The sequence below is a fragment of the Pseudoalteromonas sp. McH1-7 genome, assembly GCF_013366255.1.
GTDB classification, from domain to species: Bacteria; Pseudomonadota; Gammaproteobacteria; order Enterobacterales; family Alteromonadaceae; genus Pseudoalteromonas; species Pseudoalteromonas peptidolytica.
Map to the genome: position 1 here is coordinate 87,940 of NZ_JABWPQ010000008.1, position 26,561 is coordinate 114,500.

Annotated in this window: 20 protein-coding genes; 4 read left to right on the forward strand and 16 right to left on the reverse strand. The window is 39.5% G+C overall.

What is annotated here, in order from left to right:
* Positions 1-336 precede the first annotated feature (336 nt).
* The 3 genes from HUZ36_RS07630 to HUZ36_RS07640 all read left to right on the forward strand — a co-directional run bounded on the left by HUZ36_RS07630 (position 337) and on the right by HUZ36_RS07640 (position 5,079).
* Positions 337-2,832 carry a S8 family serine peptidase gene (locus HUZ36_RS07630; protein ID WP_176032488.1) on the forward strand — a complete coding sequence of 832 codons (2,496 nt, stop codon included), beginning with the start codon at positions 337-339 and terminating at the stop codon, positions 2,830-2,832.
* A gap of 357 nt (positions 2,833-3,189) precedes the next feature.
* Complete coding sequence (galU, locus tag HUZ36_RS07635) at positions 3,190-4,086, forward strand: UTP--glucose-1-phosphate uridylyltransferase GalU (RefSeq protein ID WP_176032489.1); 897 nt, start codon at positions 3,190-3,192, stop codon at positions 4,084-4,086.
* 315 nt (positions 4,087-4,401) lie between these two features.
* Positions 4,402-5,079: a hypothetical protein gene (locus tag HUZ36_RS07640; RefSeq protein ID WP_176032490.1), complete on the forward strand. Its 678-nt coding sequence runs from the start codon at positions 4,402-4,404 to the stop codon at positions 5,077-5,079.
* A gap of 8 nt (positions 5,080-5,087) precedes the next feature.
* On the opposite strand, the gene HUZ36_RS07645 is transcribed toward HUZ36_RS07640, so the two are convergent.
* Positions 5,088-5,378 (reverse strand): ribbon-helix-helix domain-containing protein, encoded by a 291-nt coding sequence (locus HUZ36_RS07645; RefSeq protein WP_176032491.1) that lies wholly within the window; start codon positions 5,376-5,378, stop codon positions 5,088-5,090.
* A 20-nt stretch (positions 5,379-5,398) separates the two neighbouring features.
* Between HUZ36_RS07645 and HUZ36_RS07650 the strand changes: the two genes are divergently transcribed.
* Positions 5,399-5,794, forward strand: coding sequence for a VOC family protein (locus HUZ36_RS07650; protein ID WP_176032492.1), 396 nt, complete (start codon positions 5,399-5,401; stop codon positions 5,792-5,794).
* Between the two features lie 291 nt (positions 5,795-6,085).
* Here the strand turns inward: HUZ36_RS07650 and HUZ36_RS07655 are convergent, their stop codons facing one another.
* The 15 genes from HUZ36_RS07655 to HUZ36_RS07725 form a co-directional block, all read right to left on the reverse strand.
* Entirely contained in the window at positions 6,086-7,675 is a 1,590-nt protein-coding gene (locus tag HUZ36_RS07655) for a hypothetical protein (RefSeq protein WP_176032493.1), read from the reverse strand.
* 219 nt (positions 7,676-7,894) lie between these two features.
* Positions 7,895-9,499, reverse strand: a complete 1,605-nt coding sequence (locus HUZ36_RS07660) for a hypothetical protein (RefSeq protein WP_176032494.1) — start codon at positions 9,497-9,499, stop codon at positions 7,895-7,897.
* 291 nt (positions 9,500-9,790) lie between these two features.
* Positions 9,791-11,377 carry a hypothetical protein gene (locus HUZ36_RS07665; RefSeq protein ID WP_176032495.1) on the reverse strand — a complete coding sequence of 529 codons (1,587 nt, stop codon included), beginning with the start codon at positions 11,375-11,377 and terminating at the stop codon, positions 9,791-9,793.
* Between the two features lie 637 nt (positions 11,378-12,014).
* Positions 12,015-14,135 carry a YjbH domain-containing protein gene (locus HUZ36_RS07670; protein WP_176032496.1) on the reverse strand — a complete coding sequence of 707 codons (2,121 nt, stop codon included), beginning with the start codon at positions 14,133-14,135 and terminating at the stop codon, positions 12,015-12,017.
* 844 nt (positions 14,136-14,979) lie between these two features.
* Entirely contained in the window at positions 14,980-16,941 is a 1,962-nt protein-coding gene (locus tag HUZ36_RS07675; RefSeq protein WP_176032497.1) for a polysaccharide biosynthesis protein, read from the reverse strand.
* Between the two features lie 142 nt (positions 16,942-17,083).
* Positions 17,084-17,638, reverse strand: a complete 555-nt coding sequence (locus tag HUZ36_RS07680) for a sugar transferase (RefSeq protein ID WP_176032498.1) — start codon at positions 17,636-17,638, stop codon at positions 17,084-17,086.
* A gap of 19 nt (positions 17,639-17,657) precedes the next feature.
* The gene (locus tag HUZ36_RS07685) at positions 17,658-18,584 is read right to left on the reverse strand and encodes a UDP-glucose 4-epimerase family protein (RefSeq protein ID WP_176032499.1); all 927 of its coding nucleotides are present in this window, start codon (positions 18,582-18,584) and stop codon (positions 17,658-17,660) included.
* 8 nt (positions 18,585-18,592) lie between these two features.
* A complete protein-coding gene (locus HUZ36_RS07690) occupies positions 18,593-19,375 on the reverse strand; it encodes a glycosyltransferase family 2 protein (protein ID WP_176032500.1) in 783 nt (260 codons plus the stop codon).
* Positions 19,365-20,546: a glycosyltransferase gene (locus tag HUZ36_RS07695; protein WP_176032501.1), complete on the reverse strand. Its 1,182-nt coding sequence runs from the start codon at positions 20,544-20,546 to the stop codon at positions 19,365-19,367. Before HUZ36_RS07695 ends, HUZ36_RS07690 begins: the two co-directional genes overlap by 11 nt.
* On the reverse strand, positions 20,539-21,504 hold the full coding sequence (locus HUZ36_RS07700; protein WP_176032502.1) for an oligosaccharide repeat unit polymerase: 966 nt from the start codon (positions 21,502-21,504) through the stop codon (positions 20,539-20,541). The genes HUZ36_RS07695 and HUZ36_RS07700 overlap by 8 nt, the downstream gene beginning before the upstream one ends.
* 215 nt (positions 21,505-21,719) lie before the next feature.
* Entirely contained in the window at positions 21,720-22,691 is a 972-nt protein-coding gene (locus HUZ36_RS07705) for a phosphoribosyltransferase family protein (protein WP_176032503.1), read from the reverse strand.
* A gap of 4 nt (positions 22,692-22,695) precedes the next feature.
* Positions 22,696-23,724 carry a glycosyltransferase gene (locus tag HUZ36_RS07710; RefSeq protein ID WP_176032504.1) on the reverse strand — a complete coding sequence of 343 codons (1,029 nt, stop codon included), beginning with the start codon at positions 23,722-23,724 and terminating at the stop codon, positions 22,696-22,698.
* A gap of 49 nt (positions 23,725-23,773) precedes the next feature.
* Positions 23,774-24,796 (reverse strand): ATP-grasp domain-containing protein, encoded by a 1,023-nt coding sequence (locus HUZ36_RS07715; protein ID WP_176032505.1) that lies wholly within the window; start codon positions 24,794-24,796, stop codon positions 23,774-23,776.
* Positions 24,797-25,474 carry a CatB-related O-acetyltransferase gene (locus HUZ36_RS07720; protein ID WP_176032506.1) on the reverse strand — a complete coding sequence of 226 codons (678 nt, stop codon included), beginning with the start codon at positions 25,472-25,474 and terminating at the stop codon, positions 24,797-24,799.
* Positions 25,452-26,561 (reverse strand): DegT/DnrJ/EryC1/StrS family aminotransferase, encoded by a 1,110-nt coding sequence (locus HUZ36_RS07725; RefSeq protein ID WP_176032507.1) that lies wholly within the window; start codon positions 26,559-26,561, stop codon positions 25,452-25,454. Before HUZ36_RS07725 ends, HUZ36_RS07720 begins: the two co-directional genes overlap by 23 nt.

Here is a 26,561-nt window from a genome sequence, read left to right on the forward strand (position 1 = left end):
TTTATGAAATATATAACCTCATAATTACATCAACTTACCTATAAAAAATCACATCTCATTACAAATCAAAAATTTAACTACAAAAAAAGTATGACTAAAGTTCCATCGCGTTTAGTTTATCTCTACTCACAAAAAAGAACTAAATAATATATTCTTAAATTTGCAAACCAATAAAAATGCCTGATTTTTTTATTTAACCCTTTTTTTACATTGCATAGCCGAATTTCTGCGTCTACGTTTTAAAGCGTTGCCAAAAAGACCACAGCCACTACCAGAAAACTACCAACTAAAACAGCGTGATAATAAAAAGCGCTTGAAATTAAAAAGGTTATTAAAATGAGATCAAAACTTTCTGCATTGTCTTTGGCTTTGCTACCTGCATTTGCGTTTACCGCTCAAGCAGCAGTTCAAATTGACACAACAACCGCAACTGCTGACGACAGTATTTTAGTGGTATTTAAAGAAAATACGTCCGCGGCACTGCGCGCTAACGCAAGAAATCTTGTTAAAGCAAAAATATCGGATTTAAACGCTGACGGTGTAGATGACAAATATCGCCATGTCTTGAAAGGACGACTAGCAAACTTTAAGCTTGATAGCATCAAAGCAAAACAAGCTATTGAGAAACTAGCCAACCACCCTGCGGTAGAATATGTAGAGCCAGACTATCAGGTCAAAGCACTTGGGATCCCTGATGACAGCCGCTTCGATGAACTTTGGGGTATGCACAATACCGGCCAAACAGGTGGAACAGCAGATGCTGATATCGATGCACCTGAGGCATGGGACATTAGTATTGGTTCGCGTGATGTGATTGTCGGTGTTATTGATACAGGTGTGGACTACACACACCCAGACCTTGCAGCAAATGCCTGGGTAAACCCTGGCGAAATTGCTGGAGATGGTATCGATAATGATGGTAATGGCTATGTCGATGACGTCTACGGGATCAACGCAATCACAGGTAGCGGCGACCCTATGGATGACCAAGGTCACGGTACTCACGTTTCTGGTACAATTGGTGCCACTGGCAATGATGCAACAGGTGTTGTTGGTGTCAACCATGAGGTATCCATTGTAGGCTGTAAATTCCTAGATGCGTCAGGTTCAGGCTCTACTTCTGATGCTATCGAGTGTATTGACTATATGGTTGCATTGAAAAATGCAGGCCACAATGTTCGTGTAACAAATAACAGCTGGGGTGGTGGCGGATTTAGCCAGGCACTGTCTGATTCGATTACAGCAAGTGAAAATGCGGATATTCTGTTTGTTGCCGCAGCGGGGAACAGCGCAGTTGATAATGATGTAAATCCACACTATCCATCAAGCTATGATCACGACACTGTTTTCTCTATCGCCAGCACAACACATACTGATGCCATGTCTTCGTTCTCACAGTGGGGGTTAACATCGGTAGATATGGGTGCGCCAGGTAGCGCGATTCTCTCTACCGTACCCGGTGGCTATGCGAGTTATTCAGGTACATCTATGGCCACACCGCACGTTGCCGGTGCCGCCGCATTAGTACTATCAGTTAACCCAACACTGAGTGCTGTTGAGCTTAAAAATCTACTTATGCAAAGTGGTGACGTAAACGCAGATCTTACCGATAAAACAGTCTCTGGTACGCGTTTAAATGTAAATCAAGCTGTTATTGATGCCGATCCTGAGCCAGGCTTTAGAGTCTCAGCACGTCCAGCAAATCTAGAAATTGTTGCTGGTGATACTGCAACTTATGAGTTCACGTTCACATCAGTTGCTGATTGGCAAGGTTCCATCAATCTTGCAGTGGCTTCACCTCTTGAGGGTGCAACACTATCTGCTGATACAGCAATGCCTGGTGATACAGTAACGTTATCAGTACCAACCACCAGCACGACGCAGTGGGGCGAATATAATTTGACTCTAAACGCGACATCTGGAGATTTAGCTGATAGCGAACAAGTTGGACTTTATGTACTTCCGCAGGGCTTAAGTGACTTTAGCTATGATAATACCACCACAGTTGATATTCCTGACAACGATGCAGCGGGTATTACCTCTGTGATCACTGTTGCTGATACTGTGACAGTATTTGACAGTAATACGCTTGTAGATATTACTCATACTTTCATCGGAGACCTAATTGTGACGTTAACGTCACCAGCAGGAACTGTTGCGACGCTGCACAACCGTCAAGGCGGTAGCACAGACAACATTAATCAAACCTTCAACTCCGCGGCATTTAATGGTGAAGTTGCAACGGGTGACTGGACATTATCTGTTTCTGATAATGCCGGTATTGACACCGGCTCTCTTAACAGCTGGACTTTAAACTTAACGGGTCTTGGTGAAGTAGCACCACAACCACCGGTGGCAGGCTTTAGCTATAGTGCATCAGGTTTAGCCGTAACCTTTACAGATGAAAGCCGTGATCCCAATGATGATATTGTCAGCTGGGCATGGGATTTTGGAGATGGTAGCACGAGCACTGACGCAAGCCCTATGCATGAATTTGCAGCATCTGGTGAATATAGCGTAGCGCTTACCGTTACCGATAGCGAAGGAAATAGTCACACAACGACGCAATCTGTTGTGGTTAGCAGTGACGAAGTCGCACTGTCTCTTGTGCGGGCAAATAAATCTCGCTTGGGCTTTATCCGTGTTGAACTATCATGGGAAGGTAGCAGCGCAAGCGAGGTATCAATTTACCGAGATGGTCGACTACTTGAAACCGTTTCTAACACTGGTAAGTACAGAGACTTTGCTCGTGACCTAGAGGCAACTAGCTACACATATAAAGTGTGTCAATCTGCTGAGCTTTGCTCAAATGAGATCACAGTAAACTTCTAATCATCCTCTTCCAGTGGATAATTCAAAGCCCCACTAGGGGCTTTTTCTATTAAAAATTTCTCATTTAGAACAAATAAATAGCAAAATTTTTGCCTTGCCTATATGGATGTAGGTCCCTTAGCGATAGCAGGACGCGGTAGCGGAGTTATCGACAAGATTTTCTCGCCTCAAAATAGACCACTTAATTAAGCAAATTGGCATTAAGCGCTCAATACTTCCCCCTCGATACAAAAACATAAAAAATAAACAAGTGTTCACACCTTCTGTCTAACTATCAAGTTATTCTAATTTGCAACTTTTTGACAGAAAGATACAATGCCCGATGAAACTTGGAAATCAGTCAAAATATGGACTTTTATGAAAGCAGTAATTCCTGTTGCGGGTCTTGGAACCCGGATGCTCCCAATGACCAAAGCAATTCCTAAAGAAATGCTACCTTTGGTCGACAAACCGCTTATTCAGTATATCGTTAAAGAATGCGTAGCTGCTGGGATAAAAGAAATTGTACTCGTAACCCACTCTTCTAAAAATGCAATTGAAAACCACTTTGACACTAGCTTTGAGTTAGAAGCTACGCTCGAAAAACGTGTGAAACGTAAGTTACTCGATGAGGTCCGCTCAATTTGCCCTGAAGATGTCACCATTATGCACGTTCGCCAAGGTGAAGCAAAAGGTCTAGGTCACGCCGTTTTGTGCGCACAACCCATTGTTGGCGATAGTGACTTTGTAGTTGTATTACCTGATGTCATTTTAGATGAATATACCGCAGATCAAGGCCAAGAAAACCTAGCTGCAATGCTACAACGTTTTTCACAAACACAAGCCAGCCAAATCATGTTAGAGCCTGTTCCCCAAGAAGACGTATGCAAATATGGTATCGCCGATATTGGTGGTGTAACGCTTTGTCCAGGTGAGAGCAGCCCCATCAAGCACATGGTAGAAAAGCCTGATGTGGAGACTGCACCTTCTAATCTCGCCGTGGTTGGCCGCTATGTGCTTTCTAAAAATATTTGGCCGCTCCTTAAAAAGACGCCACTGGGTGCTGGCGGTGAAATACAGCTCACTGATGCCATTGATATGCTGATGGAGCAAGAAACCGTTGAAGCTTTTCATATGAGTGGTAGATCGCACGACTGTGGCGATAAACTTGGCTATTTAAAAGCGATTGTTGAATATGCTACCCGAGATGAACAGCTAGGTGAGGCGTTTTCACAATTTTTAAAGCAATTACAGCCGAGCCACAGACTGGGATAGCGACTATCACACCTCGCACTTAGCAGCGACTTATACTAATGGCTCTTATGGATAACAGCATTCTCTTTAGCAGCTGTTATCCATACTACTGCATTAAACTTAAAGGCAGTAGTTTCCATTACAGGAAGCAACAACCTCTCGTTGTAGTGGTAGTATACTTTTAGGATACTGCCTTTTAGTTGATTAACTCGCTTCTTACTTCAAGTTTAGATTAGCCCATAGATTATGTGACCTGCGCGGTATATCATACCCTTCCGTAAAAAAACAAAACCCGCTACACTAACCGCTCTTAATACTCAAGGTGTTGATCATTGTATGAAAACTCATTTAGGCAGACGAGCATTCTCAACAATGGAACTTCATACTCTATTTAACGGGTACATCTATACCGACGAAAAATTAAAACGGGAACAGCCCAAACATTGGCACTTTTGGCTACCATTACTGAGCTACTACACTGGTGCCTACAGCGACGAAATTGGCTCGCTTACCCTTGATGATATTTTTCAACAAGACCATGTTCACCTATTGCACTTTAACACCCATGGTAAAATTCAGCCTCGCGTGGTCCCTATTCATCCAGCGCTCTGGCAAAGTGGACTTGAGCAATATTTAACGCAGGTCAAAAAGCTCGGTCAGCAACGTATTTTATTTGATCTACCGGCCAAAAGTGGAAGGTACAGTGAAAAAGTCAGAATTTGGTTTTCAGGAGAAGGAGAGCGACAGGGCTACCTGCAAAAATGCGGCTTACCCAATGTCGATCAACAAGGGATGAAAACGGCTATTAGTAGCCTTCGTTTGAACTTTGAGCAACAAATACGAATATCCGCTATCCAACAAGGTCATAAGAGTAGCTTGCATTACCTGCTTGGGTTAAAGGATGATGGCGATATAGTAACCCGCCCGCCATTAGCGATATTAAAGCAGATCACCTCTCAGCTTAGAGTTATCAATCCGAACATAACTTGGCAAAGGTTTTTAGACCGCCACTAATGTAGTACTCAGTTACTACCCTTTTCTACCCCTGCTAATTTATGATGTGCGAGGTAAGTTAAGCAAGTTACCCGTAACATAGAAGCAAGATTGTTAATCTCACCATGACGTTCTATCACCTCTTGATACAGTGTAGATATAAACTCAGCGAGTGATAGTTGCTCCTGTTTTGCAATAACTTCTAACACAGACCAAATTTCGTTTTCTAACGCAAGGCTTGTTACCACGCCTTGAATACGAATAGAGCGCCGATCAACTTCATATCGATGCGGTGCCGTTGAAGCGTATAGCTCACACATAAACATTCCAAAGGTTATAAATGGCAAAAATGATACATACCATGATCAGAGTAAAAGATGCTGATCAGTCAATTAGATTTTATCACGACGTATTTGCATTGACTGTAAAACGACGTATAGATTTTGGCAACTTTTCTCTTATTTATCTGGGTAATGGGCAAACCTCGTTTGAGCTAGAGTTGACTTGGAACCATGACATGCAATCAGAATACATTCATGGAAATGGCTACGGGCACCTTGCGTTTGTTGTAGATGAACTAGAGTCTACCTTTGAGCAAGCCCTGGCACTTGGCTACCGGCCAAAGGCAATTAAAGATTTTTACAATCAAGATGTGCTAGTTGCCAGGTTCTTTTTTATCACCGATCCTGATGGGTATGAGATTGAAGTTATTGAGAAAAGCGATGTATATCGGTGATCTGAGATTTAGGATAAAAGCGAGATAATCTGCAGTAGGGCTTGAATGAATTTATCGTGTATAACGCAGCTTTTATGCTTACTCTTGCAAGATTTCAGCTTTTTTTAGGCTCGACTAACTCACACTCCAGCGCAGCTCCTTGGGTAGGTGCAATTTCTTGATATAGGGTAGCCTCTGATTATACAAAACTTTTTGCAGTCCGAATTAATGCCACTCTGAAGGTATGGTTAAAGGTTACCCAGAAAAAAGCCGCGTCTCCGCGGCTCAGATGATTGGACTAATCATTATTTTCTATGCACCTGTCACTACTGAGCAAGTCACCGGCACATTAATTGTTTCAGCTGTACCGTCCGCTGTAATTGTTGCAGTTACAGGGCCTGTCGCATTAGCTATTCTTGGCTTAACTGACACGGTATAGGTTTGCCCTTGAACCATGTCACTTAAAGTGTAGGTGCCGCTGCCACCATTTGTAGCCACTCGTCTTGAGCTATTACCCCGAGCATACCTCACAACGGCAGCAGGTACTGGTGTAGATACGGTACTATCGTTTGTACAAGTCGCTGTTATAGCGACGTTTTCACTCACTAATGTAACAGGGTTAGTCAGCGGTGTATCAAAAGTGCCACAAACAGGGATTTCACCATTTGATTGAAACCAAGTGTTACCAGAAAAGTCAAACACTCTAATACTTGCAGTTGCAGTCGACGATACATTAACTCGTGATGATTGAGGTCCGGTCAACAATGTGGTGTTACCATCTTGTGTAATCCCAAACAACTCGCCCATATCTGAAGACTGCAAAGTCACAAGTAACCCTGAGCTTGGCACTAATGCACCGGATGTATTGATTATCACGCCAGCATCACAGCGAGGTTCATTTCTTGTAACAGCGAAGAAGGTTAAGTGATCCGTTTGAAAGGTACCGTTGTAGGTGTTTGTGGCCTCATTTAACGCGCCAACTGTGACCATTTGTTCTTCAGCAGACCATACGCCAGTGTCCTCATTGTGCGATCTGAGGTTTAGCATATCACCAGTTTTAACCTCTACACCATTGACTTTTTTTCCAGCTGGTATGGACATTGAAACGGTGATTGGACTTGAGAATTTTTTAACTTTTTTACCATTTGCAGCTGTCATTACAACATTGGATACTCCAATAGCTTGAAGTACGTTGCCAGAGTCGTTACCAGTATTCAAGCCAGCAGGTAAAACTAAGGCTGCTGCTGAGCTATTTGAGTCTGCGCCACTCACGTTAAGTGAAACAGCGCCAGAAATAGCCGTACCGTCAGCATCCTGTAATACAACACCTGAAGGGATTTTTGCACTAGCTCCAGCTTTACCCGTTGTTTCAGCAACAATTTCACTGGTGGTTGTACCATCAGTACCTACTGACGCTTCAACAGTAGTGTCAGACACATCATCACCAGTTTTGGCCACGATAGGAAGCAGAGTATTGACAGCGGTGCTGTCCCCTGATGTCTCAAGCGCTACTGTAAAGTCTTTACTAAAGTAACCTTCAGCACTTACCCGAATGGTCACCTCACTCAACTCGGCGCCCTCTTTTTTGGTGAATATGAAAGCACCTTCCTCATCACTCAGTGATGTTATCGCATTACCATCTACGTCTACAATATTGCTTGATACCGCTCCACCTTCTAGGAAGCGGATTGTACTTGGCACAATATCATTTGAGGCTCTATCCACCACGTTCGCACTGATCACTAGAGCGAGTGGATCTGAACTTTCTGGTGGAACCACTACAGGATCCGTTGGTTCAGGCGGCGGCACAACAACATTATCGTCGTCATCACTAAAACAACCAGAAAGCACAAGTGCAGAAGCCACTGATAAGGCCAGTACAGACTTTTTATTTGAAATCATGATTAATCCTTGTTCCGATTTTTAAAGCGCACGAGTGCGCAGTAGCGCATTTTTTAATATCAAATAAAAACTATAGAAGAGGTTTCAAATTTCTCCAGCTTTGGAATGAGATTTTTATGGCGCTGATCACCCGTTACTTCAAAACAGGTGCAGTTTGTGGAAGAAGTTTTCAGTAGAGCTGTTCTAAATATCAGCTCTACTGCTTTGTTTTATAAAATATTAGGCTCCTGTTACCTCAGAGCAAGATATTGTGATATTCAATGACTCAGCTGCTCCTCCAGCAGTTATAGTCGTGGTTTGAGTAGCGACGGGGCCATTGGTATCACTGACTCGAGGATTAATGCTCACGTTGTATGTTGAACCTTCAACCATGTCAGAAAACTGATAAGAGCCGGCACCTAAATTTACCGCTGTTTTAGCAGAAAAACCTGGTAAAGAGTAACGTACAACTGAAGCAGTGAGTGGTACAGACACATTAGCATCGTTACTACACGTAGCTGTTAGACTGAAGGTTTCAGCAACATAGGTTACAGGTTCAACAAGCTCAGCCTGCACCGCTCCACACACTGGAACTTCACTTACCGAGTCAAACCAAATGTTATTAGAGAAGTCGAATACCCTGACTCGAGCCGTTGCCTCAGCAGAAACCCCATAACGAGTCGCAAGCGAACCACTTAATAATCTTAAAGAGCTTGAGCCTCCAGGCGCGTAACCACTTGCGCTTGCATCAGATGAGGTTTCTGTTACCAAAAGGCCCGCAGAAGGCACGGCAGCTCCAGTAAAATTAACCACCATATCATTAGTACAAGCTGGCGTTGAACGCGTTATGGCAAAAAACGTTAGATGGTCAGTTTGAAAAGACCCAGTATAGGTATTGGTCTCAGCATTAAAGCTCCCAACTGTGGCTTGGGTAGACTCGGCAGTCCATACCCCAGTATCTTCATTGTGAGATTTGAGGCTCAATGTATCGCCAGTCTTGATTGGTACACCGTTCAACGTTGTTGTTGCTGGGATAGAAGTCGTTACTGTGATTGGGTTTGAAAACTGCTTAACTTTGCTACCTGTCGCACTATTCACTAACACGTTTGCCACCCCAACTGCTTGTTCGACATTAGCAGCACCGCTTGCATTCAGCCCTTCAGGTAAAATAGCAGTAACAGCACTGGTTGAAGCGTCCGCGCCACTGACATTGACCGAAACTTGGCCAGTAACAGGGTTGCCAGACGCATCTCGCAAAATAACCCCTGCGGGAATGTTAGCCCCAGCGGCTGCCTTACCTGAAGTTTGCGCTACAATCGCTTCAGCAGACGAACCATCATCTCCTATCGTTGCTGGAACGACAGTATCTGATACACCCTCAGCATTTTTTGAAGTGATCGCTAACTGCACGGGCAACACCGTTTGCCCCTCTTCTGCCGTTAAGTTGACCACAAAACTCTTACCGATATAACCATCAGCGGTTACACTCACAGTTACTTCTGTTAGTGTTGCATCATCTTTTTTTGTAAATGCAAAGCTTCCGCCAGTACCCTCAAGCATAGAGATGGCATTACCATCAACATCAACGATATTTTGAGATGCAACACCGTTTTCCAAGAATCGAACATTGGCGTCGACCACTCTTTGCGTTGCTGCATCCACTATGTTTGCGCTCACAACCAAAGCTAGTGCATCAGGCAGCTCAGGTGCAACCACAACGGGATCTGTTGGTTCTGTTGGTGGTACCACCACAACATTGTTGTCATCATCATCACTAAAACAACCTGACAGTGTTAAAGCTGACGCCACAGATAAAGCGAGTAAAGATTTTTTATTCGAAATCATGATGGATCCTTGTTCCCTTTTAGCAAGCGCCCATTGGCGTGGTGGCGCAATTTGATATGTTGAGATTTAAATATAGAAAAGCTTCAAGGATTGTCTAGGCTGGAGGTAAAATAATTTTATTGTAGAAACATAAGAACTAAAAGGGTTAAGGTAGTTGGGCTGGGCAGCTTATATGGGTGGCCAAAATACAATAGTCCAAGCGAATACACCACGAAAAAGGCCAATGATAAAATCATTGGCCTTAACAAACCGTCAACTTATTTTAAGACGGCTCACAATAACGATAAATGCTTATGCACCTGTAACTTCTTCACAAGTAACAGGAATGTTACCAGACTCACCGTTACTATCTGCTGTAATTTCGAAAGACTGAGGTGATGCACCTTCAATACGAGGATCTACTTGTACGCTATAAGAATTCCCTTCAACTAAGTTCGTCAAAGAAAATTGACCATTACCTGTGCTAGATGCAACCAAACGAGCTCTATTAGGTTGTCCGTAAGTAACCAAAGCAGCTGACATATCAATGGTCTGCGTCTCATCATTTGTACATGCAGCGGTTAGTGAGAACGTTTCATCTACTGTTGGGTTCGTATTCGCAAGCTCAATATCAACTGTACCACAAAGTGATGCGTTTGCAGCACTTCCCCAAGAAGTGCCATTGATATCAGATACCAGAACTTCTACCGTCGTATTTTCAGTAATACCAAGGTTTGCAGCGGTTTCAGCCGTTGCTAACTCTAGTGATGTTGAACCACCAGCAAGAGCGCGAGTCAGATTAATTGAGTTTGAGACAAAGCGTACATAAAGACCTGACGCAGGCACAGCTTCACCGGTAAAGTTTACTGTGGCCGCCGATGTACATGGAGCAACTCTAGACACTGGTACAAATGAGGAAAGGTGCTTAGTCTCAAGTGTAGCTGCAAACATATCTGTTTCAGTATTATAAGCACCAATAGTTACTAGGCTGTCTTCTTCAGTCCACACGCCTGTATCTTCATTATATGAAGAGTATGGCATTGTATCACCAGTTTTGATCTTTTCGCCGTTTAGCATGGTTGAAGCAGGAACGGACATAGATACAGTAATACTATCACCACCAAAGCTCTTTACTTTGTTACCGTTGGCATCATTCATAATGACAGTTGCAATGCCAGCAGGTACTGAAACTGAGTCACCACCCATACCATTTAGCCCTTCAGGGATAATGGAAGCTGCTGCACTAGATGATGCATCAGCACCTGCAACGTTTAGTGAAACTTCACCAGATACTGGCTCACCTGCAGCATTAAGCAATTGAGTACCAGCTTTAATTTGTGCGCCCGCAGCAGCTTTACCAGACGCTTTACCTGCACTGATAGGCTCAGCTGTTGTACCGCCTTCGATTGTGGCCGTCTCTACATCAGCAACAATACCAGTACCGTTTAAAGAAACCAGCGCTAACTGTGTATTGACAGCAGTAACGCCTTCTGACGCGTTTAGGCCTAATATAAAGCTTTTACCAAGGTAGTTATCTGCAGTGACGATAGCAGTAATTTCTGAAATATCAGCACCTTCTTTTTTTGCAAAGACAACTGTACCATCTTCTACCGTTACTTCTGTTATTACTTCGCCGTTTACATCAACGATATTTTGTGAAGGCTCACCATTTTCAAAAAACTTTATCGTTGCTGGTAATACATTAGTAGTTTCTTGATCTACAACGCTTGCAGATATAACAAGAGGAAGTGCTACTGGTGCTTCCGGAGCAACAACTACTGGATCAGTAGGTTCTGTTGGCGGAATAGTAACGTTGTTATCGTCATCACTAAAACAACCAGAAAGCGTTAGTGCAGACGCTACAGAGAGCGCTAGTAGAGATTTTTTATTTGTAATCATGATTAGTCCTTGTTTTCCTTTTGTTAACTTTCGCTTTGATGACGCGTTAACTCATAAAAAAAGCCATATTGTGGACAATATGAGCTTAAGTTTTTTAAATCATTTTAATTAAGACAGACAGGGACTAAGTCGCTCCCTGACTAAAGCCAACTTAGCTACTTTACCTATTCGAGATAAAACAACCAGATAGTCGAAGTTAGCTGCCTTAATTTATCACAGAAAAGCGGTAGTTCCAACCGCCTGTGATCAGTTGAAAGTAGGATACCTGTGGCATATTAAATAAACAATGAACAAAGTCAAATATGTGGCAAAAACACGCTTACTTAATGCTTATTAGTTAACAAAGTAGCGATGGTAAAATACAAATATACAGCAGAGAAGACCACAGACACACCAAGCCCATCTTTTTAGCTGGTATCTATCATTCTTGGCTCATTAACTCTCCATAAAAGGTAAATTGTTACCAATGCCGATAGCCAACTGAACTGTAAAGGCAAGAGCCAAATCAAAATATCGCGAGGTAAACTCGCTCCAAAATACGACCAATGTGGTAGGAACAAATTTCCTGACGATAAAAATAACGTCCGGTTTATCAGTGTAAAAATTACAAGCGCGGGTTTGCCCCGCGCCTTCTGTACTACCTATGAGTTAAATACGCTTCTCTCAACCTTGCCAAGTTACTATAAATATAACTGCTTGATAAGCGCCCTTGATTAAGGAATGTTTTGTCTAAATTTACAGGGGTTTTAACTGTATGAGCACGACCAACAACTAAGGCATTAGTCGATTCACCAATACGCGTACTTACCTCATGACGCCACGCTTCATTGCCCTTAATTTGGCCATATCGGATAGGTGCCATATCTTTGCGTGGAGTAAGTGGAATACTAAATGCGATACCAGCTACTTGGACATCAGTATCTTGTGCAAATACAGAAATATAGCTGTCACCAAACCAAAAGCGCGTTTCAAGCTTTACGCCGCTATCTTCATAAAAGAACCGCCCGGCTGTGGCATGAAAGCTCACATCCTGCTCGACCCAGTTATAACGATATGACAAGGTTTGATAATCCCTGTCTAAATCAAAGTCGTCATATTCTAAATACCCAATTTCTGCATTAATTTGGTGACGACCATTTTCACTTAGCCAAGCGGTCTCATTTTTGATGCCAGTATAATCGTTAAACTCTTTAAAGAAGCCAATATGGGTTTGGTTATAAATACCGTAAGGTAAATCTAGCGTTTGATAGATCGTTGCTTGGGTAACACCACTGTCTTTTGCAAAGCGGCCAAATGGTTTACCGGTCTCATAGTCATCTGTTTTAGCCACTTCCGTTTCAGCGCTAACGCTAATACCACCGCCATACCACATCGGTACATCTACATCGGCTTTAATTGCGAGTGAAAAGTCGTAAACACCTATTTCAGTCGCAAAATGTGAATCTAGTGAAGGCCCAACTGTTACGCGAGGCCTAAAGTAAGGGCTATTTGCCTTAGGCATACCCACCCAGGATACACTGCCGATTGGATCCATTTCTCCGCGGCGAATATCCATATCTGGCGTGCTGCTGGTATTAATAAACTCACGGTAATTGTCTATATCACCACGCACTGACAGCATAGGTATACCGCGGTTTAGCAACTGAATAGTATATTTGGCATTTGGTTCATCAATGTGCTCTGCAATTCGACCAAGTACCAAACCTATGGCGTCTATATCATTGCGATTAAACACATAGTTCTCAAAACTTACCACAATATGTGGGTCACGATTGAAGCCAACGCTAATAGCCTCAAGGCCATCATCAATTAGGGCATTTTTAAGCTCACGAGTTTGTAATGTGAGGGACTTTCTAAACTCATCTCGCTCAGTTACTTCTTGTTTAGCTTCTTCTAGCGGCTTTTGAGCTAATTCTCGTTGCTGTTGATAATGAGCTTTAAATGCAGCTTCACGTTTTTTGTGGTTATCTAAAATCGGAGCAGGCGCCGCTTCAGTAGGGTCATTCAACTGAGCCTGCTTAAATAATGGCATAGAAAAGTTAACTCCCCAAAAGGTGTCCTTTTCAGCATGGTCGGTATTACTGTAGAACTTACTAGTCAACGTAAGCGTACCTACACCGTAAATCCACTCTTTAGGCACTGTTAACCGTAAGCCTGCATTCACAGCATCTGCATCGTGTTCAAGCTGTAATGCAAACCAGTCAAGTGGCTGCCATTCAATACCCACAAAAGCACCATCCATTTGCCCTGTAGCACGGTCGCTTACTGCAAAACCTGCAGAAAACCTAAAATCGTTCCATTCACGAGAACCGGCTAGGTAGTAAGTTTCGTAGTTATTAGCAGCACCACCTAAGTCTTTACCGCCGATAGCAAGGTTAAACCACTCTTTAGGAATAAAAGGAATTTGGTATTTTAAATTAAAGGAGAGATCTCGCGTTTGCCCTTCAGCCTTCACCTCTGATTTAAACATATTATCGTGCATCGAGCTTGCTGCTATTTGACCACTTACCTCTAATCCGTCAAATAATCCAGCTGAGAATATATAGTTATGACCATCTTCATACCTCACTCCATTTAGATCGAGATTATTATTATAACCAATATCAATACTGCCTTTTTTGAGTACTTCAGCGGTAGGTGTGTTTAATAACCCAGTATAACCTGCAAACGCAGTGTAATTATTTATTTGGGTGTCAGCTAAGACAGGCATACAAGCAAGCGCAAGGCTACTTGCAATTATCGTATTTGTTTTTGACATGTGCGCAGACCGATTTATAGTTTTGTATTCTTGACATTAGATGAAGTAGAACAGGCTCACGAGGACTCCTTGCCCTAACTCTTAAGTTTATTCAGCTATCGTACAGTGAACTGTAAAAAAACCCAAGTCCACTGTCAGAGGTTCTGCCCACTATCGCGCGCACAACCTGATATAATTTAGCTCTAAAAGTGCAACTAATCGGGCGGTTATCTACTATTGCTTATTTTCAACAGCTCCCTCTTGTCATTACAGCTTCCCCCATGAGCTTTAACTGAGGAGCACCCCGTAGGAGCGAGTTTACCTCGCGAAAACTTTTACTTTAAAGCCTAAAAAATAACAGAGCAGCTACACTTCCCCTCTTATTTCCTTCTAGTTGAGCCCTCTCTGTAAGAGCGGGTTTACCCCGCGAAAGCTTTAGCTTAAAAGCACACAGAATAACAAAGCTGCTTCAATACCCCTTATTTCCTTCTAGTTGAGCCCTCTTTGTAGGAGCGGGTTCACCCCGCGAGAACTTTTACTTAAAAGCCCACAGAATAACTGAGCAGCTCCACTCTCCCTTATTGCCCTCTCGTTAAGTACCCTTTGTAGGAGCGGGTTTACCCCGCGAGAACTTTTACTTAAAAGCCCACAGAATATCAAAGCAGTTCCACTCTCCCTTATTTCCCTCTAGTTGACCACCCTGTGTAGAAGCGGGCTTACCCGCGAGAAGTTTAGTTCCAAACAACTAGAATAAAAAACCGTTTTATTCCCTTTATTTGTCATCATTAAGCTACTTATGTTAGAAGAAGCTCATCCCACATAAGTTATCAAACTCAATCACTTAAAGTACTTCTCAGCCAAACCACTACGGGTTTCTGAGATTAACAACTTTTCGCTCTGCTTTGTCTTGAGTAGTAAGCACTCGACGCTTTTCATTCCAAACTAAGTCACAAATACCATCTGTAGGATTAAAGCCCGTGGGCGCTTCTAGCAGCAACTTACGGATAAGTTGATGATCAAAGTTATGACAAGCATCATCCATCGTTTTCATTAACGACTCTAACTCTGTAAGTGACAATTTGACCTCATTCGCGGTCATGATTCTGGGGTGTGAAGTATTTGCAACATTGTCACCAATCAAAAGCTCTTCATACAACTTTTCACCAGGTCGTAAACCGGTACATTGAATTTCAATATCACCGTGGGGGTTCGACTCTGACTTAACTTCCAATCCTGATAGGTGAACCATTTTTGTCGCTAAGTCTTTAATTTTAACCGACTCCCCCATATCTAATACAAACACATCACCACCTTTACCCATGGCGCCCGCTTGAATAACTAACTGAGCGGCCTCTGGGATGGTCATAAAAAAACGTGTAATGTCTTGATGAGTCAGGGTAATCGGGCCGCCTTGTTTGATTTGTTTGCGGAACAAAGGCACAACAGAGCCACTAGAGCCAAGCACATTACCAAAACGCACCATGCAGAATCGTGTATTTTTTGCAGTTACTTTGCTCTCGGCAAGTGCTTGCAACACAAGCTCTGCCATCCTTTTTGTAGCCCCCATTACGTTAGTTGGGCGTACAGCTTTATCTGTAGAGATTAGAACAAAAGTCTCGACCTCAGCATTTATTGCAGCCTTTGCCGTGTAGTAAGTGCCAAAAACGTTATTACGCACCCCCTCTACTACATTTTGTTCTACCAACGGTACGTGTTTATAAGCGGCTGCATGGTATACGGTTTGAACACCAAACGCCTTCATACAGGTTTCAATGCGGTTAATACGTTGTACCGAGCCAATCACAGGGACAATTTCAACAGTAATCCCTTTATCTAATGCTAATTGAGCTAATTCTTTCTCAATGTTATATAAACCAAACTCCGATACCTCAAATAGCACTAATTTTTTTGGCTCGTTTAAGATGATTTGCCTACATAGCTCAGAGCCGATAGAGCCACCAGCCCCCGTTACCATAATGACTTTATTTTTGATGTTGGCAGCTATTAAGTCTGCTTTTGGTGCCACAGGGTCGCGCCCTAGTAAGTCTTCAATCTCAACTTCTTTAATCTCACTTAACTGCGCTTTGCCATCAATAACATCCGCCATACCAGGCACCGTCATCACTTCCAGTGGCAACTTTTCCAGCTTAGTTAAAATTTCCTTTCGACGAGATCGAGGTACGCTCGGAAGAGCGAGCAATACTTTATCCACCCGCTTTTTATCAATTAAGTTATAAATTTCATCAAAAGCGACTACTGGAATCCCTTGAATAATAGCGTTATGTTTACTCTTATCGTCATCAAGATACGCAGTAACATAATAGTCCGGTCCAGTTGCGAGCGCTGTAGCTAACTGCCTACCAGCATCACCTGCTCCATAAATAACCACTGGAGTTTTAGTAAATGAAGTAAGCCTCCAGATGATCGCTCGCACTAAAATACGCGAGCCACCAACAGATAAGATCATTAGCCACGCGTAAATAAATGGCATAGTACGAGGAAGGGCAGTATGAGTAAAAAATGAGGAAAGTACAAGCACCACAGTACTAATGAGTGTGCCAAGTACCACAGCTCCCACAGCATTTGCTCCGACATAACGAAGTACAGCGCGGTACAAACCAAGTTTTACAAAAATAACTAAACTAGCTGGTAGTAACATACCAAGTACTAGCCAATTCTTATAGTTAGTTAGTGGGGCTAAGCTATCTAACCTAACGATAAGCGCTAACCAAAATGCTGTAATAATAAATAAAGAATCTAATACGAGGGTGAGCAGTCGCTTTTGGCTACGAGAAGCACCTAACAAAGCGCGAAACCAACTATCCATTGTGTTCCCTTTTTTATTCAAATCCGAACTAAAACCGCAGACGAACTAAAGCATAGTACATGTTGCATGTATACACAAAAGTAACAAAAATGTATGAGGAAAATATGAAGAAGCTTGAGTTTAAAATAAAGAATATCTTAAACTAACGTTTACCAACTCTATCTCCTGAACCACTGCCAGTTACCGTCATTACTATATATTTAAAATAATTAGCCACTGTCAAAGTCTCAATCATTTTCCTATCTGTTGTTGCAAGTAACTCAGGGGTAGACATATCGATTTCATTCACCTGCGCGAGACCAGTAATTCCAGGCCTAACCGAATATATGTCTTTAGCCTCTCTCGCATATGTGAGCTCTTCTTGATTAAACAAACCTGGGCGCGGTCCCACTAAACTCATCTCACCTTTTAGCACATTCCAAAGCTGCGGTAATTCATCCAGTTTTGTCTTACGCAAAAAGCCACCAAAAGGCGTAATTGAAGCTGTATTGGCTAAATGGCTTGCCACCGATGCTGTATCAACTTTCATGGTTCTAAATTTCACTAAAGTAAAAGGCTTTTTGTTACGACCAACACGCTCTTGGGTAAAAATAGGAGAGCCAGTATCAAACAAACCGATAATGTATAAAACTACTAAAAATGGAAAAGTAAACAATAAACCCAGAAGTGAAAGCGAGAAATCGAAAAAACGTATCATCTATAAATCCATTAATTATTTACTTAAAGCAGCGGCGAATACCTTCATCTAGGGTTATCGGTGGCTTCCAACTCAAAGTTTTTTTTGTATGTTCAATATCTACAGTTAATGAGTTAGACAACCTCTCAACAATGGCTTTCTTACCGAAAAATGAGGCTACAAGTTTTAGAATAGAGACAGGGACAGGTATTAGCCAAGGTTTTTTACCTGATGCTAAAGTTAGCTTTATTAAAATATTTGATGTAGAGATAGTTTCATCATCACTGACCAAAAAAACTTGATTTGCTGCATTTGGGTGTTCGATGCAAGTAATTATTAAGTTGACTAAGTTATCAACTGCAACAAAACTTCGTTGGTTATTAACAGCTCCTAGAGGCAATGGTAGGTTTTTTTCTGCTAACTTTAAAAGAGCACCGAAGTTTCCAGGCGCATTCTTACCATAAACAAGTGGCGGGCGAATTATAACCACATCCATGCCAGTATCCTTAGCTATTTTTCTAAGACCAACCTCAGCTTCATATTTAGATATCGCATAATTTTCTGTCGGATTTGCTTCATCTAAATGACTAAAGGGGAGAGTATTTGACACTCCATTTACCCCAATCGAGCTTACAAAAATAAACCGTTCGACTCCTTTTGCGGCTGCTTGCTCTGCTAATTTTAAAGTTGCTAAGACATTTAACTTCCTAAACTCATCAAGTGCAAACTCTGATTGAGCTTCTCGAACATGAGCCTTCGCAGCCAAATGAATAACACAATCTATATCATAAAAACATCTTGTAAAGTCATTATCATCAGAGAAATCAGGGAATTCAAACTTTCTAAAAGCGCCATCAAGCACTTCTAATGAGTTTCGAGTAATTACAGAAACCTTATAATTATTTAAACATTTAAATAAATTACTTCCAACAAACCCAGTAGCCCCAGTTAGCAATATATTCTTCACAGCACCCTCTAATTAATAAAAAGCTTATGATAAAGAGCTGTGTATTTTTTTTTCAAAAACACGATAAACAAATAGCATGATAAGTTATATGCTGCTGAGAGATAGCCGCAATTGCCCACCCGACGCAGTACACGCCAATAATATTTAAACGCATCAGACTTACTTCGAGAAAGAGAGCCTGACCGAATCCTATAAAAACCTAAACTTTCGTGATAAGCATATGAATAATCGAATAACTTTAAAAGCTCTAGCCATAACGCAAAGTCCTGACGTTTTTTAACCAAAGGCATATAAATTTTACCATGAGGTTCTGTATCATACATCGCAGTTAGACAACCTATACAATTATGTTTAAGTAACCCTCTAAAATCCACTTTATCAGGAACGTCTATTACATCAAGAATATTACCATGTTCATCTATAGTTGTGTGTGCAGAAAATGAAAAACCTATATTTCTATCCAACATAAAAAGAACCTGCTTTTCCAGTTTTTCAGGTATCCATAAGTCATCTGAATCCAGAAAGGCAATATAACGACCTTTTGCAGCTTTAATAGCTTTATTCCTAGATCCTGCACCACCTAAATTTCTAGAGTTTTTAATTAGTCTAATTCTATTATCAGTCAAGAAATTCTGGACTTTCTCAACTGTTCTATCATTTGAGCAGTCATCAACAATTATTAACTCCCAGTTTTTATAAACTTGCTGAAGAACGCTTTCAATTGATAAGCCAATATACGCTTCAACATTGTACGCAGGCATAATTATAGAAACCAAAGTATCATCTTTCATAAAATGCCCCATTAACATTAGTATATAAATCAGACAGCAACTTCAAATGCTGTTTAGGAGAGAAGCACTGCGCATATCTAAAGTTAGCCTCTTTCAAAGCTTCAATCTTCTCCTTTTTTAAATTGGATATATAATCTAAAATGAAAAAAAAGTCAGCTTTATCCTCACAAAAGAAAAAACCGGCCTGATTAATACCATACAAACCAGTCCCTTTCTTACCAACAACAAGGTTTTTCCTACTTGCAGCTTCTGCATAAACTAAACCGAAACTTTCATTATCACTAGGAAGAGCAAATATATCTCCGCTGTCAAGCACTTCTAGAATACCACCAGTATCTTGATAACCTAAAAGCTGTATTCTACTGTCAAATTTGGCTCTCCCCTTATACTTATCAAAAAGAGAACCTTCACCACAAATTGTCAAAGAAATATTTTTACCAACGTTAATTTCGAAATACTCTAATAACCAATCAATATTTTTTCTAGATATAAAGTTTGCAACACAGACAAAATTGACACCTGCATCAGGAAGGACTTCTTTAGATGAGGGTAAATCAAAGTAATCTGCATTTATAAAGCTGGGGATAGTGGTTATTTTTTTGTAATACTTCTCTTCTATTCCTCGTGATAGAGAAGGAGTCATCAATACCACTTTATCTACACTCTCTAAAACTCTATCAAACAGTATTTTATTTCTTTTTGACTTTTTCAAATTTATGTAATCCCCCTCTCTGAGGGTAACAACATGAGGGATATTAAATTTCTTTGAAAGATAACACCCAATTATAGCATCTGGAAAAACAAAATGACTATGAATAATATCAAATTTCTCTATAAAATCATATTTTCTACGATTAAGAATTTTAGATAAACAGTTAACGAAAAGCCACTCTAAAATGTGAAGCTTAGGAAGTCTAAAGTAATAAAAACTTGAAACCGGCACCGCTTCAACTGAAAAATCAGAGGGCAGCTTTGATATAGCACCTGCTCTTCCTCTAAAAAACCGACCAATGAAAGGAAGTAATTCTCTCGGATAAAATACCGTAACTTTTACTCCTGCGGATTGCAATAACTGAACCTGCCTTAAGATAATATTGTTTTCCCTAAAGCCAGGAACAGGTATATTTTTAGACAGAAATAGTACTTTTAGTTGAGATACATCTTTACTCATTTTTGTATAGCCGCATTAATTTGGGAGTCAATAATACAAACACAATTTCAAAGATAACAACCCCTAACAACCCATAGAAATCTGTTGCATTAATTAACGGATGCCTTTGAAATTGCTTAATCACAAATAAATATAAGAAATACAAAAAAGTAAACGGCAGATTAACCTTTATAATAAAGATTAAGAAAACCGTAGAAAATAAAAACTTATAAATCAACCCGAAGCCGCCAAAAGCATAAACAAACCAAGACCACCAGGGATATAGAGCATTTGCCTTATCACCATCATTAAAAAAAATCATATCAGAAACAAAGGTTGAGTTATTACTAGAAATCAAATTATCAAAATCAAAGAATAATAAAGAGAATCTCTCACCCAAAAAACCAAAGAATGGAAATAAATACTTATTTTCATCTAACGGCAGTTCGAGTAAAGACTCTGACAAGTATAGACTATAAACTCTGTAACGAAACAATGACTCAACTGACTGAAAAAGAGCATCAGGTATATTACCACTACGACCTTGATAAACAGTTATTGCTCCTGACAAGATCACAGCAAAAACAATTCCCACAACAAAATAAACTAAGAGCTTTTTAGTTTCAACATTTGAAAAAAAGGATACGTAAATCAAAACCATCCAAAATAAGATAACTATCTCAGAACGAGATAAACCATTAATAACAAGAGCAAAAAAACCTAAAACTAGTATAACTACATTTCGCTTACGCTGCTTGGTGCATAAGTAAAAAACCAGTAGAACCTCAATCAAGCGCTTACTCAAAAGAGATATATACCCTCCACTTCGACTCTCTGAAATAAAATCAGCCGCAGAATTGATAGAATAACTATTAATGAAATTATACGCATCCCACATTGAAAAAGTTGATATTATTAATAGAAAAAGGGTGAAATCATTCAACCTGGGCTTGTAGTATATATGAAACTTATCAATCATATTTTGACAACGCCCCTTAAAACACCAAATCACTAAAACTATACCAAATAAAGACAGAAACAAGTCTGAAATGTAATAAAAAACATACAAATCACTAGGTTTAAATACAAACCTTCCGCTATAAAAAAGAAAAAAAACAGATATAATACCGATCAAAAATGACGGAAAGATCACTGTTATAAAAAACTTTTTTATTGATAGAGTATATAACAAAATTACTTTTGCCTTTTAAAATTAAAATAAATATCACGCACAAATTTAATGCCTTTCAATTTATTTTTAATATAGCATTTCAACCCTTCCTTGTTTGTAATTAAATCCAGACACCCAGGCTGATAAAGCTCATTAGTTTCAGTACAATATACACACTTCCCACTTACCTTAACTATTTGAAGTGCTTGCTTATACTCACTTTCAATAAAAAGAATTGCGTTTGAATCTCTGTAAACAATTCCCTTTTTTACACCATGGTCTTGAGCTTGTTGTCTTTCTCTCGCACTTTTATGAGTAGACATTTTAAGTGAATCATATTGAATTTTGTTTTCATTCAGCCATATTTCTGTCTCACTTCGATATTTTTCTAGCCTACTAGTTACAAACCCCAAAACTCTTTGGGTTGGAATATTTAGAGGAGGAGCATTTAGTAGAAAACTCTTATAGTGAACTCCGTCGTCATTATCCTGTTCACTAGGGTCTTCGCAAACAACACCGTCAATATCAAACAAAGTCTTAGAAACAATTGATGAGTGAAATAAATTCCATTCAAAAGCTCTTGGTTGCGGAACAAACTCTAAATAAAAATCCAAAAACTCAGGGATCTTTACTGAAGAATAGATAACGGCTTTGTCAATAACTAAATCAGGAATATCAAGTTGAGATAATTCATCTAGTGCAGATTTAAAGGACTTCCCTGTATTGTAACTATCATCAATTAATAATACTTTTCTAGCTCCGTGTGTTCTATCTATATATTTTCGAGTTTTTCTAGTTTTTCCTGTTTTTACTTTACTATTATTTAAAAACTGCTCTAGTGTAACTATTGGTAAGTTTAATTTTAGAGCAATGATAGAACCAACTAACAGGCCACTTCGTGGAATTCCTACAATCAGCTCGTACTCTCTTTGCGTTAAAAAGCTTAAGTTCTTATCTACTATAGTAGAAACATCCGCGACACTTCTAAAGTTCACTTGCTTATCCTTTATCACTAAAATACTTAGACCTAAAACCTAACAATCCAGCAGCAATTTTTACATCCTCTTTTCCTAACGTCTTAGATTTATATATGTTTTTACACCATAAAGGTATAACCCGTATCGCTTCTAAGAAGTGACTTTGACTCTTAAAAATTAATAAGCTTTTCTCGATCTTTAAAATTTTCTTGTAAACCACCATCTTGTCTTCCGGATTAAGCTCCTCTTTAACTTTTAATAAATGAGCAATGACCTTTTCTTTCAACTCGATGGATCTTTTAACTGAACTCTTGTTCCTCTCAGCCCAGGAGCCACTTGAACCGAGGTTATAAACGGAGAACTTTCCGTCAACATTATAATAGCCCCTTCCAGCTCCTAAATAAATTTCCAAAAATATATCACCACAAGGAGCATTTGAGATTTTCATAGCAGCTGCTTGAAGCGCTTCTAACCTGCAAAACATTGATGCTGTCGGACTAAACTGTGTATAAACATCAGAAAAAGCGGAAAAGGGTATAATACCCTCTGAATAATTCCCAAGTGGAAATCTATAATTGCTTTCTAAGCCTCTACAATTTAAGCAAAAAGAGTCATGCACACACAAATCAACTTCTTTATTCTTTTCTAGTGCATTAATTTGAACTTGCAATTTATTATCTTTACACCAATAATCATCTCCCTCACAAAAAGCAACATATTCGCCCTTTGCGTACGGCACAATAAGAGGGGTTATTTTCTTTCCCTTAGAGTATTGGTTTTCTTCTTGTAAAACTAAATTAACCAACCTTGGATATCTTCTTTTATAATCGAGTAAAATCTCCGTTGTGCCATCACTAGAACAATCATCGTGTATTAAAACTTCAAATCTATACTCCGTTTTCTGTGCTAATATACTGTCGATTGCATGTCTAACATACTTAAACTGGTTAAATACAATACATATACAACTAATATATACCTTATCATCATAAACCCATTGAGAAATGATTTCACTTTCACTTTCAGGTGGTAAAATTTTGTTTAGCATCATGAAACAACTATCAACTTAAAAGTTTAATCCACATTCTAAATTCTAAAAATCAATAACTTTGATTAGAACCCAACCTTTTAATTAGCAACTCCTTGCAAACGTAAACACCTGTCTCGTAATGAGAATCACCGACATCTATTTCTATATTATCAATCCATTTTTTCATTAACTCTGGAAAATTGAATCCTGCACTATGCCCTATAGGGTAGTGCCCCGAAATTCGGCAGTTCATTTCCGTAACATAGACCGCATCATTAACGATAAAACAATCGACCGATAATATCCCCTTATGCAATATACTTTTAGAAAGCAACCTTGCAATATTTAAAAAGGGAGAGTTGTTAACTGTTAAACCTAAATCTGTTTCTCCAGCTCTCATTCGTACTTTTTGCTTCGCAATACAAGTAAAAAAATTAGCATTTAAGTCATTAACTAGATCAATACCATATTCATTACCCACTAAAAATTCTTGTATTATAATTGGATTATCTTTTGTTAAGGAAGACTCATACTTTAGAAAAGACTTAAAAACATCTCTACATGACTTACTGTATAAAACATCTAACTCACGCTCATTATCAACAACATATATCCCCATCGAAGCCATACCCCACCGAGGCTTTATAATCACAGGAAACTTTAAGATACCTTTTTCGATATCAGAAAGAGCATCCTCTTTATTTAAATAGGTTTTAGGTGTGGCAATATTTAATTTTTTAAGAAACTCATATGTCTTCCATTTGTCATTACATATTTCGACACTCATCTCTGGCGCCAATATTAAAGTAATGCCATTTTCAGAAAACAACTTCTCATTTTTCGATAAAACATACAAATCTATATCAAATAAAGACAAAACATAAGAGACATTATTTTTTTTACAAAACCTTATTATTGTATCAATATAATCATCTTCGTATATTAATGGAGTAATTATAAAACCATCCGAAAGCTGCATAGTGTAAGTTAATTCGCTATTTGCAGTAAAAATAAGTCTACCATCCAGAAAGGCCTCTTTGAAATAGTCCACTAAGTAACCTCTCCGCCCAACGGAAGTTAACAATATATTCATTTATCTATTCCAACCTTCAATTTCATTTAATGCCGCCTCTATATCAGCTGATGAAAAGGCTTTAAACTTTTCTTTAATTACATCAGAGGGAAGGTCCCACCAGGCCACCATTTCTAGGCGTTTTATTATTTCATCAGTAAAACGATATTTAATAACTTTCGCAGGACAGCCAGCAACTACAGCATAAGCCGGGACGTCCTTTGTTACGATAGAATTTGCTCCAATTACAGCCCCATTACCAATTTTAACACCTCTAACAACTGTTACATTTGCACCAATCCAAACATCATTTCCAATGGATAGAGGTTTGATAAAGCGGTCATATGCTATCAAATTTGGATTTAAGTCATAATCGGAATTATATAGAAAATCATGAGTAGTTAATTTATTATAGTCATGTTCCCCGGCACCTATAGTAACACCCCATGAAATCGAGCAGAACTTCCCAATAATCGAGTGCATTATAACTGAAAACTGCCCAGTATAGGAATATTTACCTATTTGTGTTTCAAGAATGAAATTATTCCTGTCAATCCTTATCCAATCTTGAAAGCAAGCGTTATAAACACGGCTAAACTCACCTATAACACAAGAGTCACCAACAGTGCTATTTTTTAAAATTGAACCATTATATCCTTTAAAATTTTCACCAGTTTTACTGTTTATAATCGAACACATTAAGCAGCACCTTTATAATTTTGTTTAACATTTCCTTAGTCAAAGAAGGATGTATTGGCAAACAAATAACGTTTTCTGAAACGCACCTAGCAAAAAAGGGGTCGTAATTATCACTTTCATAAGCTTTAAAGTCAGTTACTAGTGGGTAGAAATAGCGCCTAGCTAAAATATTATTTTCCTTAAGCTTATCAAACAACTTATCTCTACTTATATGCAAGTCATTTCGTTCAACTAATATAGGGTAATATGAATAATTTGCTTGTACATTACTGCTATTATTAAGTAGACGTATGCCTTTCACGTTAGCCAAAGCAAAATCATAGGTTTGTGCTATTTTTTTTCTTGCTTTTATAGCATCACCAACTTTTGACAGAGTTACTAAGCCAAAAGCAGCTTGAATTTCGTTAAGTTTTGCATTTATCCCACAAACACTCACTTGTGTTTCCGACTCAAAACCAAAGTTTTTCAATTGATCTAACCTTTGCTTTTGCTCTAACGTTTTACAAACAACCGCTCCACCCTCTATTGTTGAGTAAGCCTTGGTTGCATGAAAACTCAAAATAGATAAGTCACCATAATTTAACACTGACTGATTATTTTCTTTTACTCCAAATGCATGGGCTGCATCATAGATAACTTTTAATCCATACTTTTTAGCGATCGCTTTAATTGCTGCATCATTGCAAGGCGTCCCATATACATGCACAGGCAAAATAGCCGATGTTTTCTCAGTTATAGCCGCTTCTATTTTTGTCGGATCGATATTAAATGTAGTTGGATCGATATCAACAAAAACAGGTGTTAAATTATTCCACTTTATTGCATGAGCTGTCGCGACAAATGTGTAAGGTGTAGTTATTACTTCTCCCTTAAGCTCTAGTAGCTGCAATGCAGTTATAAGCGCCAAAGTACCATTAGAAAATAAGCTAATATGTGGTACATCAAGGTACTTGCATAACTCATTTTCAAGCTGTTGATGATAATGGCCATTATTAGTTAACCAATTACGTTGCCATATATCTTGAAGATAGGGAGTTAATTCGTCTAAAGGTGGTAACAGTGGTGAAGTGACTGTTATTTTATCCAT

Excerpts from the sequence above, each read along its gene's own strand:
- HUZ36_RS07690 (WP_176032500.1), bottom strand. The coding sequence starts at position 19,375 with ATGAAAGATGATACTTTGGTTTCTATAATTATGCCTGCGTACAATGTT.
- HUZ36_RS07640 (WP_176032490.1), top strand. The coding sequence starts at position 4,402 with ATGAAAACTCATTTAGGCAGACGAGCATTCTCAACAATGGAACTTCAT.
- HUZ36_RS07655 (WP_176032493.1), bottom strand. The coding sequence starts at position 7,675 with ATGATTTCAAATAAAAAGTCTGTACTGGCCTTATCAGTGGCTTCTGCA.
- HUZ36_RS07720 (WP_176032506.1), bottom strand. The coding sequence starts at position 25,474 with ATGTGTTCGATTATAAACAGTAAAACTGGTGAAAATTTTAAAGGATAT.
- HUZ36_RS07645 (WP_176032491.1), bottom strand. The coding sequence starts at position 5,378 with ATGTGTGAGCTATACGCTTCAACGGCACCGCATCGATATGAAGTTGAT.
- HUZ36_RS07660 (WP_176032494.1), bottom strand. The coding sequence starts at position 9,499 with ATGATTTCGAATAAAAAATCTTTACTCGCTTTATCTGTGGCGTCAGCT.
- HUZ36_RS07670 (WP_176032496.1), bottom strand. The coding sequence starts at position 14,135 with ATGTCAAAAACAAATACGATAATTGCAAGTAGCCTTGCGCTTGCTTGT.
- HUZ36_RS07710 (WP_176032504.1), bottom strand. The coding sequence starts at position 23,724 with ATGATGCTAAACAAAATTTTACCACCTGAAAGTGAAAGTGAAATCATT.
- HUZ36_RS07630 (WP_176032488.1), top strand. The coding sequence starts at position 337 with ATGAGATCAAAACTTTCTGCATTGTCTTTGGCTTTGCTACCTGCATTT.
- HUZ36_RS07675 (WP_176032497.1), bottom strand. The coding sequence starts at position 16,941 with ATGGATAGTTGGTTTCGCGCTTTGTTAGGTGCTTCTCGTAGCCAAAAG.
- HUZ36_RS07665 (WP_176032495.1), bottom strand. The coding sequence starts at position 11,377 with ATGATTACAAATAAAAAATCTCTACTAGCGCTCTCTGTAGCGTCTGCA.
- HUZ36_RS07725 (WP_176032507.1), bottom strand. The coding sequence starts at position 26,561 with ATGGATAAAATAACAGTCACTTCACCACTGTTACCACCTTTAGACGAA.
- HUZ36_RS07695 (WP_176032501.1), bottom strand. The coding sequence starts at position 20,546 with ATGAGTAAAGATGTATCTCAACTAAAAGTACTATTTCTGTCTAAAAAT.
- galU (WP_176032489.1), top strand. The coding sequence starts at position 3,190 with ATGAAAGCAGTAATTCCTGTTGCGGGTCTTGGAACCCGGATGCTCCCA.
- HUZ36_RS07700 (WP_176032502.1), bottom strand. The coding sequence starts at position 21,504 with ATGATTGATAAGTTTCATATATACTACAAGCCCAGGTTGAATGATTTC.
- HUZ36_RS07680 (WP_176032498.1), bottom strand. The coding sequence starts at position 17,638 with ATGATACGTTTTTTCGATTTCTCGCTTTCACTTCTGGGTTTATTGTTT.
- HUZ36_RS07715 (WP_176032505.1), bottom strand. The coding sequence starts at position 24,796 with ATGAATATATTGTTAACTTCCGTTGGGCGGAGAGGTTACTTAGTGGAC.
- HUZ36_RS07650 (WP_176032492.1), top strand. The coding sequence starts at position 5,399 with ATGGCAAAAATGATACATACCATGATCAGAGTAAAAGATGCTGATCAG.